The following is a 15861-nucleotide window of genomic DNA, read 5'->3' as shown; positions in this document are numbered from 1 at the left end:
CTATTTTGGTTGATACGAAATTATACTTGCTCTTAATTGAATTTAACAAGTTCAGTTGATCGAGTCAACTGAGAATAATTCATTAATTATTCTTTAAGTTTATTAGTCAGCAAAAACCCCAGCGAAATCCGATCGATCGCGCTGGGGTTTTGAGTGGGTTCGATCGCTTTATTTAGTACGTTTCCACGTGCCAGCGTTCGCGAATCGATTTCTGGAAGTCTTTCCACACGACGCCATCTTTGGCGGCGGCTTCGGTCATGGCGGCGTCGATGCCGTCTTCCATACCTTTGAGACCGCAGATGTAGGTGTGGGTTTTCTCGTTTTGGACGAGCTTCCAGAGTTCATCAGCGTGTTCGGCCACACGGTCTTGAATGTACATCCGTCCGCCCTTGGCGTTTTGCTGTTCGCGGCTGATCGCATACGTGAGGCGGAAGTTGTCCGGGTATTTGGCCTGGATTTCTTCAAGTTCTTCTTTGTAGAGGATGTTCGGACTGGTTGGGATGCCGAAGATCAGCCACGAGAAGCCTTTGAACTGGTAGTCCGGGTTGGCGGCTCTTTCATTGTCTTTGAACTGCCGCCACAGGTAGGCTCGCATCGGGGCGATTCCGGTTCCAGTTGCCATCATGATCACGTTGGCTTCGGGATCGGCGGGCAGAAGCATTTCCTTACCAACGGGACCCGTGATTTTCACGTCTGCGCCCGGTTCGAGGTGGCAGAGATAGGTGGAGCAAACGCCGTAGACGATTTCTCCGGTTTGCGGATGCTTGTATTCAAGCTGGCGGACGCAGAGCGAAACGGTTTTGTCATCGACGCGATCGCCATGTCGAGTCGAAGCGATCGAATACAATCTCAGCTTGTGCGGCTTGCCTTTGTCGTCGGTTCCTTCGGGAATGATGCCGATACTTTGACCTTCAACGTATGTAAGGTTGCTGCCTTCCAGGTCAAAAATCAAGTGGCGAACCGTTCCGATTCCGCCTTCACCCACGAGTTCCTCGTTGGATAGGCATTTGCCAATAAACGGTGCATTTGGACGGTAAGTATTGACGGGAACGTCAGCTTTTTCTTTCTTTTTCTTCTCAGGCGCGGGGGCTTGAGCTGGCGTTTGTGCTTGTGCGTCTTGTGCTTGAGTCATGGGTGCTGCTGGCTTCGCTTGCTCTGGTTGGGCAGTCGCTGAGCCGTTTCCGTTGGCAATGCTATCAGCCGTCACAGGGCGAATACTGACAATGCGACCGCCCATGCGCGTGATTCGCTGCATTTCCTGATTCATGCGCGAATAAGGCACCGTAATAAACACGCTGCCGCTGCGCCGAATCGAGTAGTCCATTTTGTCGGTTTCTTCGTTTTGCCGGAGACCTTCGATCTCGTAGACGAAAAGCCGACTTTCTGAAATTGGGCTAGCAGCGCCGCCCACAACGCTTGGATTGTCCATTGCTCGTTAATACTTCCTAAACCAATTCACCACTGTCATTGAAGCTTTTTGCTGCGATCGCCCCACCTGCACGAAGGCAAATGATGATGTGCAGCGCAAACTTGTCTGTATTAGCGTAGCATTGCCACGTGATTGATAGCTCATGCGACCAGTGAGGATGGTAAAATCCAGCCTCTTCCTATCACCCTAGCGAGCAATTCCCAAAACGAATGTGCTAAATCCTGCAATTTTCAGGATCTTTTTGATCCCCGATCGCTTTACATTATTAAATACAGACCGCAAATTCACAGGAGACAAGGCTTGTAGAGTCGATCGGCTTCTGGTAGGATGAGCGGATAGTACTAAATACTTACTCGATTCGATCGCAGCGGATCGGGTGTTGACCTTGGTTGGGTTGTTCGAGCAGTTTGCGAGGCGACCTTGTGAAGGTAACTTGTTTGTTTACATCCTTGGGTTAAATCGGTTTATTTCGCAAAAGGAAGCCTTATGACCAGTAAGCCAGATCGTGTGGTTGTGATCGGTGTCGCCGGAGATTCCGGCTGCGGCAAATCAACGTTTTTGCGCCGCCTAGCGGATCTGTTCGGTGAAGAGTTCATGACAGTGATTTGCCTGGACGACTACCACACCCTGGATCGCAAGCAGCGCAAGGAAGTGGGCGTGACTGCCCTCAATCCCAAGGCGAACAATTTTGATTTGATGTACGAGCAAATCAAAGCGCTCAAAGAAGGCAACGTCATCGACAAGCCGATCTACAACCACGAAACGGGCATGATCGACCCACCCGAAAAAGTGTATCCCAATCGCGTGGTCGTGATCGAAGGGCTGCACCCGATGTATGACGAACGAGTGCGATCGCTGCTCGACTTTAGCGTCTATCTCGACATTGACGACGAAGTGAAAATCGCCTGGAAAGTGCAGCGCGACATGGCCGAACGCGGCCACACCTACGAAGACGTTCTCGCCTCGATCAACTCGCGCCGTCCCGACTTTGAGGCGTTCATCGACCCGCAAAAGCAATACGCCGATGTGGTCATTCAAATTCTGCCGACGCAACTGATCCCCGACGACAAAGAGCGCAAAATCCTCCGCGTCCGACTGGTGCAAAAAGACGGCGTGGAAGGCTTCGATCCGGTCTATCTGTTTGATGAAGGCTCGACGATCGATTGGCGTCCCTGTGGCCGCAAGCTCACCTGTTCCTATCCTGGCATCCGCCTGTACTACGGCCCCGACACCTACTACGGCAACAGCGTCTCGATCTTGGAAGTGGACGGACAGTTCGATCGCCTCGAAGAAATGATCTACGTTGAAAGCCATCTGAGCAACACGTCTGCCCGCTATCACGGCGAAATGACCGAACTGCTGCTCAAACACCGCGACTATCCCGGTTCCACGAATGGCAGCGGCTTGTTCCAAGTGCTGGTCGGCCTGAAAATGCGAGCGACTTACGAGCGTTTGGTGGCAAGCGGTGCGAAGCAGGTTGCGAAGGCTGCAAGCAACTAAGGTTCAATTCAACTTGTGAAAAGCGCGATCGCCCAAAGAGCGATCGCGCTTTTTTCGTAGCTAATTGGTTCCTCGCTAAACTGTTGACATCAAGCAGAATCTAGGTGAACAAATGAGCCTCAATTTAGGCAAATCAACCAACAAAGGCACGGCTTTGATGAAGCTTGCTCATCAGTTTCAGCCGGAAATAATTTTGCAAGATGAATTTGTGGGCTGGTTTTTTGATGATGCAGTTGTACAGGCGCTAAAAGAAGATTGCTTGAATCTCAGCGTCGAGCCAACGAACGATGCTGAACGATTTCAGCAGATTGCTTATTGGTACACGATTTTAAGAGAAAAGTATGTTGATGAAGTAATTGAACGAGCGCTCGAATCAAACTGCAAACAGCTTCTTCTGTTGGGATCAGGCTACGATACAAGATTCTTTCGGATTGGTGCTATACGAGAAAAGATCGCGACATTTGAAGTAGATCTGCCAGAAACGATCGCTGATAAACAAAAACATTTACTTGAAAAACTAGGAAATCTTCCTCCACGATTGACGCTCATTCCGCTTGATTTTAATCACGATAATCTTAGCAATTTGTCTAACTTTGGGTTTGATAAAGCGATCGCGACTGCATATGTTTGGCAAGGTGTTAGTTATTATCTTCCAAAAGAAAGTGTTTCCCAAGTTTTGGATTTTATTAGATCCTGCATGACACCTGATTCAGTCTTGGTATTTGACTGCTGTTCGCCTCTGATGACCTTCAAGAATGACCAAGTTCCGGGTATTGCGACGAGCATCGATCGACTGACTGAGATTGGCGAGCCGTTTTTATTTGGGATGTATGCCGATGAAATGCAGGAATGGCTAGAAGCAAAAGGATTTCAAGACATCAGAATTCTGCAACAAAACGATTTGGAAGAAAAATTTTTGCACAGGCGCACGTTGCCCAGCAACATGTGGTACGTGGTGACAGCGAGAGCATTGCCAGAAGACAGCGAAACTGCGGGGAACTCTATCTTTGGCTAGGGGATTGCACTCGATGGGTTCTCGAACATGAAAGCAGGCTGCACAAAAATTAACGATCGCAGCATTAAAACTTTGCTGGAGAATTCATGGAACCAAGTCAACTGAGTCGTGAACTGCGCGAAGGTGAATCGCCCGACCTCGATCGCCGTCGTTGGATTATTGGCCTGTCGATGTTGGGCGCAACGATGGGACAAATCGTCTCGCTCTACCAAACTGGGATCATCAAGGAACTGCCGGATCTGCCGATTCCGTTTGTGGACAGCGATCGCGTCGATGCCTCGGATTACGCTTACAGTCGGTTGAATACGCCGGATGGTCCTCTGATGGCGATCAACTATGGGATTACGGCGTGGTTGGCCTCAACGGGCGGACAAAATCGGGCGCGGGAAAATCCGCTTGTGCCGATCGCAATGGGCGCAAAAATTGCGTTTGATGTCGTCACGGCGCTGGAACTGGCGCGTGAAGAATGGAGCGAAAACAAAGCGCTCTGTGAATATTGTCAGGTGGCAACGCTGGCCTCGATCGTGTCTTTAGGGTTGGCTGTGCCCGAAGTGACAACCGCCGTGAAGACGCTGCTAGGTCAAAAGGATGAGGCCTCGATCGCGCAGGGTTCCATCGATCGACGCAGCGATCGCGCTGCTTGAATACCATCCGCAGATAGATTATCCTTTTGCAAACTCTTTTTAAATGGAAGATGTAACGCTTGATAAAGCAGTTTTCAAGCGCTTGTCAGAAACGCAATCAAATTTTTCAAAACAGGACGATAAAATGCAAACTTTCCAGATGAAGAGACTCTATGAAGTCGAGCGCATTGTGGCATTTGCGCTTGGTGCTTCTTTCCTGCTCGTTGGCATTGCCGGATTCCTTCCCGGATTTGTTTCTCCGATTTCGGCTGATGCGCCTTCGCTCGCTTTCAATGATGGTTATGGTAACGTTTTGGGCTTGTTTCCAACCAACTTTTTGCACAACGCGATTCACATTGTCGTGGGTCTGTTAGGGTTGGCTGCTGCGACGAGTGTTGGTGGTTCGCTGGTGTATAACCAACTGTTTGCGATCGCCTACATTGGCATCGCGCTGATGGGCTTGCTTCCCGGAGCAAACACGACGTTTGGCGTCATGCCGATTTTTGGCAACAACGTTTGGTTCAACGCTTTGACCGGATTAATTGCAGGCTATTACGGCTTTGTTAAGCCTGCGAAAGCGATCGAAGCTTCCAATCCCTAATCTCTCAAGTTGAGTCAATCCTGAGCGGATGCTGTACTCGTGTGGTGCGGCATCCGCTGCGCGATCGAGGCAAAGGTGGAAAAATGAAGGCGGAGTGTCCGAATCGAGAAGCCAGCGTCTAGAATATTGGCAACACCTACCCTCGCAACGTGATATGCCGAGTGAATATCATGCTCACCTGCTAATCATTGAGGACGACAAGGGAAAAACGGAATTTGTTTTAACCGAGCCTGTCTATCGAATCGGGCGCGATCCAGATTCTGATATTCGTTTGGTGTCGCAGTTTGTATCGAAGCAGCACGCTACGTTGGTTTGGCGATCGAATTCGGATGGAGGCGGCAACTATCAAATTGTCGATGGCAACCTCAACGGTGAAGCTAGCACAAATGGAGTCATGATTAACGGCGTGAAGTACAAAAGACGAGACCTTCAGCATGAAGACGAAATTATTTTTGGCCCCTGCGTGAAAGCGGTTTATTTAGTGTTAGCGCGGGAGGCATTTCCGACCGCACCTCCTGATTTACTGGATAACACGGTGAAGATTTCAGTTGACAATCGAAATCAAACTTAAACTTTGGTATAAGTTAGCGCCCCAATTAAACTTGTGGTTTGTCCGAATCGAAATTAATTGCTAAGTTGCAATAAGTTTTTCATCAGTTGATAAAGCGATCGCCCTTCAAATTCAACATTCGGTTTAAGAATATTCACGATTTTCGGACTGTTTCTCATCCTTAAGTTCCACATCGACCCTAAAGCGCAATTCCTACAATCGAAGTAGAGGATTGGAGGGTAGGAAGATGCAAGAACTGCTGCATACAGAAACGCGATCGCAGCGAGAACAAGCGTTTATTTTGTGGTTTGAAGAAGTGGGGATCGCGGATGTTCCCCTGGTTGGCGGCAAAAATGCCTCGCTGGGCGAAATGATTGGGCAGCTTGCGGACAAAGGCGTCAACGTGCCGACAGGCTTCGCCACCACGTCTTATGCCTACCGCTATTTTGTCGAGAAAGCCGGATTAGAAACGAAGCTGCGTCGTTTATTTGCCGACCTGGACGTGAACGACGTGAACAATTTGCGGGAGCGCGGCAGACAGGCTCGATCGCTGATCCTCAACACGCCATTTCCCCCCGAACTGCAAAGCGCGATCGCCTCTGCCTACGAACGCTTGAGCGCTCGCTACAGCTATGACCCCAAACACTGCGACGAAACGCCAAATCCCGAAGAGTGCGAACGCTACAGCCAAGAAACCGATGTCGCCGTGCGATCGAGTGCCACTGCGGAAGATTTGCCCGATGCCAGTTTTGCGGGACAGCAGGAAACCTATCTGAATGTGTCGGGCGTGCGTGGCGTTTTGGAAGCTTGTCATAAATGCTTTGCGTCGCTGTTTACCGATCGAGCCATTTCGTATCGAACGACCAAAGATTTCGATCATTTTGAGGTGGCTTTGTCGGTTGGCGTACAAAAAATGGTGCGATCGGATCTCGCTTCCGCAGGCGTGATGTTTTCGATTCACACCGAAACCGGATTCAAAGATGCCGTTCTCGTTACGGGTGCTTATGGACTCGGTGAAACGGTCGTTCAAGGTGCAGTGAATCCTGATGAATATGTGGTTTTCAAACCGACTTTGAAGCAGGGATTTCGATCGATTCTCTCGAAGCGATTGGGCAGCAAAGAAATCAAAATGGTCTACGACTTGGAAGGCTCCAAGCTGACGAAAAATATGGCCGTTCCCAGGCGCGATCGCAACAAATTTATTCTCTCCGACGACGAAATTCTTAAACTGGCAAACTGGGCTTGCATCATCGAAGATCACTACTCGCAAGTTCACGGCAGCTATGCCCCAATGGATATGGAATGGGCAAAAGATGGCTTGACCGGAGAACTATTCATCGTTCAAGCTCGCCCGGAAACCGTTCAGTCGCAAAAGTCGCGCAACGTCCTCAAAAGCTATCACTTGAAAGAGAAAAGTGAGGTGGTTGCGATCGGTCGCGCCGTCGGTGAAATGATCGGGCAGGGCAACGCCAAAATCATTCTCGATGTCGGTCAGATGGAAGCGTTCCAGGACGGCGAAGTGCTTGTCACCGATCGCACCGATCCCGATTGGGAACCGATTATGAAAAAAGCGAGTGCGATCGTCACGAATCAAGGCGGACGTACTTGTCACGCTGCGATCATCGCTCGCGAACTCGGCATTCCTGCCGTTTTGGGCTGCGGCAACGCCACCGAACTGATTCAGTCCAACCAGCCAATTACTGTTTCTTGCTCGGAAGGCGAAACGGGTCACGTCTATGCCGGACTGCTGCCGTTTGAAGTCGAAGAAATCGTTCTTGACCAGCTACCCCCGACCCAAACCAAAGTGCTGATGAATGTGGGCAATCCGCAAGAGGCGTTTGCGCTGGCGGCGATTCCCAGTGATGGCGTGGGTTTGGCGAGATCGGAATTCATCATCGCCAATCACATTCAGGCACACCCGCTCGCCCTGCTGCACTACGATCAGCTTAAAGACGAGTCGGTGAAAGATCAAGTGGCTCGGCTGACCAGCCAGTATCCTTACAAGCCCGATTTCTTTGTGGACAAACTGGCGCAGGGCATTGGCACGATCGCCGCCGCCTTCTACCCGAATCCCGTCATCGTCCGTATGTCCGACCTTAAGAGCAACGAATACGCCAATCTGCTTGGCGGACGCCAGTTTGAGCCGCACGAAGAAAACCCGATGATCGGCTGGCGCGGTGCCTCTCGCTACTACGATTCCAAATACCGCGAAGCGTTTGGCCTCGAATGCCAAGCCTTCCGGCGTGTCCGCGACGAAATGGGCTTAACGAATGTGATTCCGATGATTCCGTTCTGCCGCACTCCGGACGAAGGCCGCAAGGTGATCGCGGAAATGGCAAAACACGGTCTAGTCCGAGGCGAAAATGGCCTGCAAGTGTACGTGATGTGCGAAGTGCCGAGCAACGTGATTTTGGCAGACGAATTTAGCGAAGTGTTCGACGGATTTTCGATCGGCTCCAACGATCTGACGCAGCTAACTTTGGGACTCGATCGCGACTCCGCCCTCGTCGCCCATCTCTTCGATGAACGCAACGAAGCGATCCGCAAAATGGTCAAGCTCGTGATCGAAAAAGCCAAACGCAACAATAGAAAGATTGGCATCTGCGGCCAAGCCCCCAGCGACTATCCGGATTTCGCTCGCTTCCTCGTTGAAATGGGCATCGATTCAATTAGTTTGAACCCAGATTCAATTGTCAAAACGCGATTGGTGATTGCGGAAGCAGAAAAAGCAGCCTCCAGCGGTAGAAAGTGAGGAGGCTTGATTTGCGGCGATCTCCACTGCGGGCACTGGCATATTTCACTCCAACACCCACAGCGACTTAGGCAGCAGACAGTGTAGGCTGCTTGCTCCTGCCTCCGGTCGTCCGATGCGCGTATCCATCGCCAAACTTGCCAGCGAATAGGCATCAAGGGCGCTGAGTCCTTTCATTTCCTGCAAGCGCTCAATCATGCCGATCGCCGCCAGGTTCATCGCCTGCATCGCATCGGCGTTCACCGAATGCGTCACAAAGCTTTCCATCGTGTCGATAACGGGATTGGGCGCAAGCACGGGACTGGCCTGCTTCGGCAGCATACAGTACACACCCTTGAGCTGATTCACCACTTCGGCCACGCGACAATCGCCATAAGCTGCCATATAGCGCCGCGCTTGGGTGCTGCTCAAGCCTCTGGTGTCTGCCAGGAATTTGAGCGTTTCTTCTTCGAGAATGTCCATTGCAATGTTGAGGTCGCGATCGTACCCCACCGTAATCCAGTGCGTGTCTGACTCGATGCGCGGCCAAGTGAGCGACTGCCCTTTGAGGACTTCGATCGTTAAGTTGAGTTCGTTAAAAGCCGATTCGATCGCCGTCAGGTTAATCTCGCCATTGCCCTGAACGGCATGAGAATCACCAGACCACAGCAACGCCCCTTCGACAAAAACGGGCAAATAGATCGTCGTGCCCTCGACCAGTTCGCGACAGTCCAGGTTGCCGCCAAACGGTCCCGGTGGAACCGTGCTGTATTGTCCACTTTCGGCTCGTGCCACGCCGATGATGCCGGGAAACGGACGCACAGGCAGTTCAATTCCCGGTAAAAACTCGGTGACGCCGCGCTTGAGGTCAAGATAAAAGTGCTTCACCTGCGGTTCAGGGAAGAGGGTCGGAAACTGCCCCAGGTTGAGGCTTCCGGGCAAATTCCAGTTCGCGCCATAGCTGCGCGGCACAATGCGATTGATGCGAACTTTCAGCACGTCACCGGGTTCTGCCCCTTCCACAAAAATTGGGCCTGTAACTGAGTGCGGGCCACGACCGGGGTTATCAACACGCAAGCGGGTGATTTCTTCGATCGACACGCCTGGCAACACCTGATTGAGCGAGGCCATCATTGTTTCCATCACGACCGTATCGCCCGATCGAATGCGAGCGCGAGGCGGTTCGGCATTGTTAAACCAGCCCCACTGCACGGTTTCATCGGTTGCAGGCAAAAGATACACGCCGCCCTGATACTGCCCGACATAGCCTTCTTGCAAAGCAGCCATTTCAGGGCGGGTGGGGGGTGCTTCTTGGGCGATCGCTTTGGGCAACAAAGCAGCAGTCGCAGCAGTGGCCGCACTACCCAGCAGGAAATCACGACGTTTGGGCATAGATATATATTGATGGTGAGCGCTGATAGACGCCGAATGAGTTTAGGTAAAGATGAGCTTTATTATTCAGACTTGGCAAGCCAAGGACTGTAGTTTGCGATACAGGCATTCGTTACAGCGATCGCGCCAACTGCACAGCCGCACATCACTCCTGGAAAGTTGAGGCGCTACCGTGTTTCTAATACGGTTGAATCCGCTCTACCCAGGCTTCAGGAGAATTCAAAATGCAGCCACACCTGGCTCCATTCCAAGCGTTACGCCGCAGCCTGCTGATGGTGATGCAGGCCGCACCGATCGAACTGCGCCATCTCGCCTTGCTTAACTTCCTGACCGGAACAGGCCCCTCCGTCTCGCTGTTTCTCAGCAAGATTGTGATTGATGAAACGGCGCGTCTGATTGGACAAGGCGCAATTTCCAGCGCGATCTCCGTTTTGCTGGCTGAACCGAAACTGCTGTGGAGTTTGGGCGGCGCGATTTTGCTGAATTTGATTGTGGACTCGGTAGACTCGATCGGCACGACGCTGTTTGCTGCCTTGCGCGATCGCGTCCAGGGTCACGTCCAAGGTCAAGTCCTCCACAAAGTTGCCCACTTCGACGACATTGCTCTGTTTGAAACGCCGGAACTGCTGAACCTGCTGGAGCTAAGCGACAAAGGAATGCAGCGACTTCAGCGACTTTCGTTCATCGTGGCGGCGACGCTGGTCGGTGTGTTTATTTTTGTGCCCTCGGTGTTGCTGTCGGCCTCGATCGCCTGGTGGGTTCCGCTCGTTCTGCTGGCCGCTTCGATTCCCTCGATCGTGGTGGAGATGAAGCACCACAAGAAAAGCTGGCGGGTCGAAGAAACGCAGGCGGGCTTGACTCGCGAAATGGACATCTACGCCAAAGTCGTGACGGGAGAAGCTTATGCCAAAGAAGTCCGCTTATTTTCACTGCAAACTGTGCTGCTCGATCGCTGGCGCAATTTGTTCGATCGCATGTTTGGCAGCATGGAGCAGGTACGGCGTGAGGGAGCCGCTGCCGTTGTGATTTGGGCGCTGATCGGCGGCGTGGGCGCAGCGATTCCCTATGTTTACGTCGTACTGGGCGTCTTGCAGGGCAGCTATACGCTGGGCGATCTCGCTTTGTACACAGGCATCATCCTTCAGGTGCGCCGCAGCCTCTACATCCTGATTGGCAACACAGGCGACATTTACGATGTGGCGCTGGCAACCAGCCCGGTCTTTCAGCTTCTCGACCTTCAGCCGCAACTGATCAGCGGTCAGGCGGCGATCAAATCGATCGAGTCGATCGCCCCGCTCGATCGCGGCATCCAGCTTCAAGACCTGACCTTTGCCTATCCGGGCAGCGACAAACCAACGCTCAAGCAAATCAATCTCACCGTTCGCCCCGGTGAAATGGTCGCCCTGGTTGGCGAGAATGGCGCAGGCAAAACCACACTGGCGAAGCTGCTCTGTCGGCTGTATGACCCGACACAAGGATCGATCTATTGGAACGATCAGGACTTGCGATCGCTTGACTTGACCGAGTTGCGATCGCGCATCGGCGTCGTCATGCAGGACTACGCTCGCTTTCCGGCCACGCTGCGCGAAAACGTTGGCTGGGGCTTTTTGCCAAAGCTGACCGAAGGCCAAGCGATTCAAGCGGTTTTGCAGGATGCCGGAATTGACTACGTGGTGGGTGAACTGAGTCAGGGACTCGAAACGCCGCTGGGCAAACAGCTTGAGCAGGGCGTGGATCTGTCGGGCGGACAGTGGCAGCGGTTGGCGATCGCCCGCGCCCTGATCCGTCTTTCACAAGTCGAACTGCTCGTCTTCGATGAGCCGACTGCTGCGCTCGATCCCAAAAATGAACATGAAATCTATCGCATCTTCAAGACGATCGCCCAAGGCCGCATGACGGTTGTGGTCAGCCATCGGCTCGCGCTGGCAAAACTGGCCGATCGCATTGTCGTTTTGGAACACGGCAAAATTGTCGAGCAGGGCAGCCACGAGCAACTGATGGCACAGGGCGATCGCTATCACACCATGTTCACCCGTCAGGCCAGCAGCTATCTTTAAGCGGTGTGAGTGGCGTACTGAGGTGCGATTTGCGTCACTCCACCAAGCTTTATAAAAGGCGCGATCGATTCAGTTAAAAAATGGAGCTGACGGGAGTCGAACCCGTGTCCGCTTTAGGTATTAGCATCTCACTCATTCACAGGCGTAGCTTCTCTAACCCTCGAAGCGGGAACCGTTCCTTATCCCGAACGGTGGGATGCTCTGGTAATGTCTTAGCTAGCAAGCGACCAGAGGCAGATTGCTAAAGCATCCGTTGAGGGTTATCCACAGCTTTTAACGGAGTCAAACTGTGAATGCTCGAACCTGTTAGAGGTGTTTAGGCAACCGCAGCTGCTTTACGAGCGAAAGGTACGATGTTGTTCGCATGTACTGTTTTTTGAGCCTTGATTTACGAGAGTTGACTCACTCTCGGCCTGCATCACAAGATGGCGTTCGCTAAAACGTCGAAACCGTTACAGCCCCGCGTTTGATATTCCCATTATAGCGATCGAATCCTCACAGCAACCACTCCAAAGCAATACCCCAGCGATCGTCTTTGCGCTCTGGCGTGTTTTGCCGCTGATAGTCAGTGGAAAGGCGCAGTCGATCGCTCACCGCATATCCAAACACGACGCGGGTTAATCCAGCTTCCTGACTTGATCCCGGAGCCACCCAGCTTTGCGTCACGGAAATATCCGCCGCGCCACTGCGCGAGAGTGAGAGCATCAGCCGCGCCCCCACGTTGACGCCGTCTGTTTCGTCCAAATGCCGATAGCCGACAACCGGAGCCAGATTCACCGCACTGCCCAAAGGCCGCACGTAGTAATGTAAATCTGCGCCATAGCTCGATCGATCGCCCCCCTGATAGTCGCCGCTGATCGTGAAGTTCGATCGCCCCAAAAATACATCTTCCACGCCCACGCTGACACTTCCTTCTCCAGAATCCCCATATCCAACGCGAATTCGAGTGCGAAAACTCGGATCGTTTTGAATGTCCTGTCGCACATCGGGAATTTCTTCTTGCCAGCGCTGAAGAACCGGACTTTGTTCGATGATTTCGGGTGCAAGATCGATCGAATCAGTAGAAGGGGGCGTCTGGGCAATGGCTGCCCCACCTTCAAACGTGGGCGGGGCGATCGAAGTGATCAGCGCTAGAAAAAACGTCATATCAAAGAGAGGTTTTGCGGATTAGCGGGCATACTGCTGAATGTATTTACACTACTGGCGATCGCAGGAAGGACAAAACGATGGAAGCTGTCACCAATATTGAAGAAGTCATTTTTGAAGAAAGAGACACTCAAATCTTTAGCATACCTGACGTTAAAACCAAACTTTCAACGCTGCAAAACTACTTCTTTCCACGCCTAGAAATTTTGCTTCGCCACACTCTTGACATTGTGGCAGAAGTCTACAACGTCAACCCCTACGATCGAATGACATTTGTGTACTGTCCAAGTCACAGAGAAAAGGCGAAGGAAAACACGGATTACGGCATGGCTCATATTGGTGTTTCTGCTAAAAGAGGGAAGCAACCTCTCGAAATTTTTAGAAGAGACGGACAACCGTTTTTTCATCATCCAACTTATCTAACCTTCAAGGTTTTTCCTTCAGGCACAATTCACGTTGAGCTTTTGCCATTTCGACAAGGCGTGGACGATGCTTACGTGGAAAAAATCTCATCGCTAGTCGAGGCAAACAGCGAGGTATTGATGCCTTTGCTGTCATCGCTCCACATTGGACACAAATCAGATGTTAGCTATTGCGAATTCTTACCTCTACATGAAGCGATTTCGCCTGATGAAATAGGAACCTTGGGGATCAAGCTTGTGTCGCCAATGTACTACTTTCCTGTTGACTCTCAGCGAGGTCTTAGCGAGTTAATCCTTTCATTCGTTCTTTTGTACGCTTTAGCGGAATCATTCATCTGCATTGGAGAAGGCCAAAAACCTGAGCTAGAAAAAATGCTTGAGCAATATAAGGAATGGTACATTAGCTTTGATGATGCTGAAGAACTTGAAGAAGAAATAATAGAAGAGGAAGATTTTCAGCCTGTAGAAATTCCGGAGTTAGACAGCTACTCGTTTGTGAGAGCGGGCAAATGGTGGGCGGTGCTTGCTAGAGATGGTTGGAAATGTTTAGGTTGTGGTAGATCGCCAAGAATTCACGGTATTACATTGGAAGTTGATCACGTTGTTCCGCGATCGAAAGGTGGCTCTGACGATATGAGCAACCTACAAAGCTTATGCAAGAAATGCAATGTTGGCAAAAGCAATAAGGATGATACGAAATTGTTTGTAGAATCTGATGCTTTGCTGTATCGATCGATTAATACCTAACACAAATCGAAACAGCGACTCCGCTTGGAAGCAAAAATTTGAATCAACCAGATGACGCGCAGAAAAGCGCGATCGATCCTCAAAAAATCGATCGCGCCTTCTGCTTATTCAGCCGAATCAATCACAATTCGCTTGGTCAGCATTCGCATGAATTCGCCTTCGTTTGGCGTTCGCAAAAGCGGTGTCCAGTCGGTGTAGTGCGCGACGTTTAGCTGATGCAGTTGATAGACGAATCGATTCACGATCGCACGTCTGCCCACTGCAATCAAACGCAAAATCTCAGGATCATCAAGCGGCGGCAAAAAATCGATCGATTCCTGGGATTCTTTAGATTCAGACGGATCGATCGAATGGTCTTCGGGATTTTCTTGAGACATGATTGACTCCTAATTTGTGGATGAGAAACGCAGAGAACCAGCCGGACAGGACTGGATTCTCTGCAACACACCTCAAACACGAAACCGCCTCGCATGAAACAGCAAGACGGCCAGCAGAGTACAATCAGGCTAGCCTTCTAAGCTGCGGTATCAGTTTGGGAGGTTAGTTCCAAGGGGGTGGTTGCGACACTCCCTTGGAACGTCTAGCTTCGTGAACTGAAAAGTGATATCTGAGGCTACAACGTCTGACGGAATTTTGCAAGAGGGTGGAGCGATCGAGTTTTTTTGTTCTGTGCCATCGTTTTATATTCAAGGAGAATGATTATGGAAACATTGACCATCAAAAAAACCGTGTCGATCCATACTCCGCCAAGCGTTGTGTTTGATGCGCTGACCACTTCAGAAAAGATCGTTCAATATTATCCGCTCAAAGAAGTTACATCAACTTGGAAAGTTGGCGATGAAATTTTTCTGAAAGGAGCGATCGAAGATTTAGATTTCACTGATTATGGCAGAATTGAAATTTTATTGCCGAACGAGAAATTTCAATACAGCTATTGGAGCGATAATCACGGCACAGAAAGAACACCAAAGAATTATTCAACAATTTGCTATACGCTCCATGAGACAGACAGCGGAACAAAGCTAGAAATGGAACACCAAAACTTAAAGACAGAGGAAATGTACCTTAAAATGCTTGATGTTTGGGATTTCTTATTGTCAAGCTTGAAGGATTTTGTTGAGAAGAAGTGACGGGTTTCTGTTGTAGAGCGAGATAAAAAAGGCGCGACCGACCTTCAAGAGAATCGATCGCGCCTTTAATTGAAGCAGCTTGCAAATTACTTGACAGTAACTTTGCCGCCTGCTTCTTCGAGTTCTTTCTTAGCCGCTTCAGCCGCTTCCTTGGCGATACCTTCCTTCACAGGCTTGGGCGTGGCTTCCACCAAATCTTTGGCTTCTTTCAGACCCAATCCGGTCAGGCCGCGCACGACCTTGAGAACGGCGATCTTCTTGTCAGCAGGTACATCTTCGAGAATCACGTCGAATTCGGTCTTCTCTTCGACTTCTTCAGCCGGAGCCGCAGCGCCGCCGCCGCCCGCAGGCATCATCATCATGCCGCCAGCCGGAGCAGCCGCCGTGACGCCAAAGGCTTCTTCGATTTGCTTAACGAGTTCGGCGGCTTCAAGCAGGGTGAGCGATTTGAGTTGTTCGAGAATTTGATCGGTTGTTGCAGACATGGAATTTCTCCGTTAAATAAGTTGAAACAGTTG

The 15861-nt window shown here is 50.9% G+C and carries 14 protein-coding genes and 1 other RNA gene; 9 read left to right on the top strand and 6 right to left on the bottom strand.

All coding sequences use genetic code 11. The features are described from left to right. Nucleotides 1-172 precede the first annotated feature (172 nt). On the bottom strand, nt 173-1429 hold the full coding sequence (petH, locus tag H6F67_RS09475; RefSeq protein WP_190765657.1) for a ferredoxin--NADP reductase: 1257 nt from the start codon (nt 1427-1429) through the stop codon (nt 173-175). A gap of 486 nt (nt 1430-1915) precedes the next feature. Here petH and H6F67_RS09470 point away from each other — a divergent pair, with 486 nt between their 5' ends. From H6F67_RS09470 to ppsA, 6 genes are all read left to right on the top strand, one after another. Continuing rightward, entirely contained in the window at nt 1916-2929 is a 1014-nt protein-coding gene (locus tag H6F67_RS09470; RefSeq protein ID WP_190765656.1) for a phosphoribulokinase, read from the top strand. 112 nt (nt 2930-3041) lie between these two features. Then, the gene (locus H6F67_RS09465; protein WP_190765654.1) at nt 3042-3944 is read left to right on the top strand and encodes an SAM-dependent methyltransferase; all 903 of its coding nucleotides are present in this window, start codon (nt 3042-3044) and stop codon (nt 3942-3944) included. 86 nt (nt 3945-4030) lie between these two features. Continuing rightward, nucleotides 4031-4588, top strand: a complete 558-nt coding sequence (locus H6F67_RS09460; RefSeq protein ID WP_190765652.1) for a vitamin K epoxide reductase family protein — start codon at nt 4031-4033, stop codon at nt 4586-4588. A gap of 139 nt (nt 4589-4727) precedes the next feature. Continuing rightward, nucleotides 4728-5168, top strand: a complete 441-nt coding sequence (locus H6F67_RS09455; RefSeq protein ID WP_242020571.1) for a DUF4383 domain-containing protein — start codon at nt 4728-4730, stop codon at nt 5166-5168. Between the two features lie 94 nt (nt 5169-5262). After that, nucleotides 5263-5739, top strand: coding sequence for an FHA domain-containing protein (locus tag H6F67_RS09450; protein ID WP_313926793.1), 477 nt, complete (start codon nt 5263-5265; stop codon nt 5737-5739). 226 nt (nt 5740-5965) lie between these two features. Continuing rightward, nucleotides 5966-8470 carry a phosphoenolpyruvate synthase gene (ppsA, locus tag H6F67_RS09445; RefSeq protein ID WP_190765648.1) on the top strand — a complete coding sequence of 835 codons (2505 nt, stop codon included), beginning with the start codon at nt 5966-5968 and terminating at the stop codon, nt 8468-8470. Between the two features lie 45 nt (nt 8471-8515). Here ppsA and H6F67_RS09440 read toward each other — a convergent pair whose 3' ends face one another. Beyond that, complete coding sequence (locus H6F67_RS09440; RefSeq protein WP_190765646.1) at nt 8516-9841, bottom strand: acetamidase/formamidase family protein; 1326 nt, start codon at nt 9839-9841, stop codon at nt 8516-8518. A 224-nt stretch (nt 9842-10065) separates the two neighbouring features. On the opposite strand from H6F67_RS09440, the gene H6F67_RS09435 reads away from it, so the two are divergent. Further along, nucleotides 10066-11898 (top strand): ABC transporter ATP-binding protein, encoded by a 1833-nt coding sequence (locus H6F67_RS09435; protein ID WP_190765644.1) that lies wholly within the window; start codon nt 10066-10068, stop codon nt 11896-11898. 78 nt (nt 11899-11976) lie between these two features. Here the strand turns inward: H6F67_RS09435 and ssrA are convergent. Further along, nucleotides 11977-12360: a transfer-messenger RNA gene (ssrA, locus tag H6F67_RS09430) on the bottom strand. Nucleotides 12361-12393: 33 nt separating this feature from the next. Continuing rightward, nucleotides 12394-13044, bottom strand: a complete 651-nt coding sequence (locus H6F67_RS09425) for a hypothetical protein (RefSeq protein ID WP_199304327.1) — start codon at nt 13042-13044, stop codon at nt 12394-12396. 80 nt (nt 13045-13124) lie between these two features. Between H6F67_RS09425 and H6F67_RS27325 the strand changes: the two genes are divergently transcribed. Then, on the top strand, nt 13125-14213 hold the full coding sequence (locus H6F67_RS27325) for an HNH endonuclease (protein WP_199304326.1): 1089 nt from the start codon (nt 13125-13127) through the stop codon (nt 14211-14213). 104 nt (nt 14214-14317) lie between these two features. Here the strand turns inward: H6F67_RS27325 and H6F67_RS09415 are convergent, their stop codons facing one another. Continuing rightward, nucleotides 14318-14590: a hypothetical protein gene (locus H6F67_RS09415; protein ID WP_190765642.1), complete on the bottom strand. Its 273-nt coding sequence runs from the start codon at nt 14588-14590 to the stop codon at nt 14318-14320. Nucleotides 14591-14914: 324 nt separating this feature from the next. On the opposite strand from H6F67_RS09415, the gene H6F67_RS09410 reads away from it, so the two are divergent. After that, on the top strand, nt 14915-15343 hold the full coding sequence (locus H6F67_RS09410) for an SRPBCC family protein (protein ID WP_190765640.1): 429 nt from the start codon (nt 14915-14917) through the stop codon (nt 15341-15343). Between the two features lie 86 nt (nt 15344-15429). On the opposite strand, the gene rplL is transcribed toward H6F67_RS09410, so the two are convergent. Continuing rightward, on the bottom strand, nt 15430-15828 hold the full coding sequence (rplL, locus tag H6F67_RS09405; protein WP_190765638.1) for a 50S ribosomal protein L7/L12: 399 nt from the start codon (nt 15826-15828) through the stop codon (nt 15430-15432). Nucleotides 15829-15861: the final 33 nt, after the last annotated feature.

The sequence above is a fragment of the Microcoleus sp. FACHB-1515 genome, assembly GCF_014696105.1.
Lineage (GTDB): Bacteria > Cyanobacteriota > Cyanobacteriia > Elainellales > Elainellaceae > JAAUTJ01.
The sequence above is the reverse complement of the archived record's forward strand: the minus strand, read 5'-3'. Positions and strand labels throughout refer to the sequence as shown.

Excerpts from the sequence above, each read along its gene's own strand:
- petH (WP_190765657.1), bottom strand. The coding sequence starts at position 1,429 with ATGGACAATCCAAGCGTTGTGGGCGGCGCTGCTAGCCCAATTTCAGAA.
- H6F67_RS09470 (WP_190765656.1), top strand. The coding sequence starts at position 1,916 with ATGACCAGTAAGCCAGATCGTGTGGTTGTGATCGGTGTCGCCGGAGAT.
- H6F67_RS09465 (WP_190765654.1), top strand. The coding sequence starts at position 3,042 with ATGAGCCTCAATTTAGGCAAATCAACCAACAAAGGCACGGCTTTGATG.
- H6F67_RS09460 (WP_190765652.1), top strand. The coding sequence starts at position 4,031 with ATGGAACCAAGTCAACTGAGTCGTGAACTGCGCGAAGGTGAATCGCCC.
- H6F67_RS09455 (WP_242020571.1), top strand. The coding sequence starts at position 4,728 with ATGAAGAGACTCTATGAAGTCGAGCGCATTGTGGCATTTGCGCTTGGT.
- ppsA (WP_190765648.1), top strand. The coding sequence starts at position 5,966 with ATGCAAGAACTGCTGCATACAGAAACGCGATCGCAGCGAGAACAAGCG.
- H6F67_RS09440 (WP_190765646.1), bottom strand. The coding sequence starts at position 9,841 with ATGCCCAAACGTCGTGATTTCCTGCTGGGTAGTGCGGCCACTGCTGCG.
- H6F67_RS09435 (WP_190765644.1), top strand. The coding sequence starts at position 10,066 with ATGCAGCCACACCTGGCTCCATTCCAAGCGTTACGCCGCAGCCTGCTG.
- H6F67_RS09425 (WP_199304327.1), bottom strand. The coding sequence starts at position 13,044 with ATGACGTTTTTTCTAGCGCTGATCACTTCGATCGCCCCGCCCACGTTT.
- H6F67_RS27325 (WP_199304326.1), top strand. The coding sequence starts at position 13,125 with ATGGAAGCTGTCACCAATATTGAAGAAGTCATTTTTGAAGAAAGAGAC.
- H6F67_RS09415 (WP_190765642.1), bottom strand. The coding sequence starts at position 14,590 with ATGTCTCAAGAAAATCCCGAAGACCATTCGATCGATCCGTCTGAATCT.
- H6F67_RS09410 (WP_190765640.1), top strand. The coding sequence starts at position 14,915 with ATGGAAACATTGACCATCAAAAAAACCGTGTCGATCCATACTCCGCCA.
- rplL (WP_190765638.1), bottom strand. The coding sequence starts at position 15,828 with ATGTCTGCAACAACCGATCAAATTCTCGAACAACTCAAATCGCTCACC.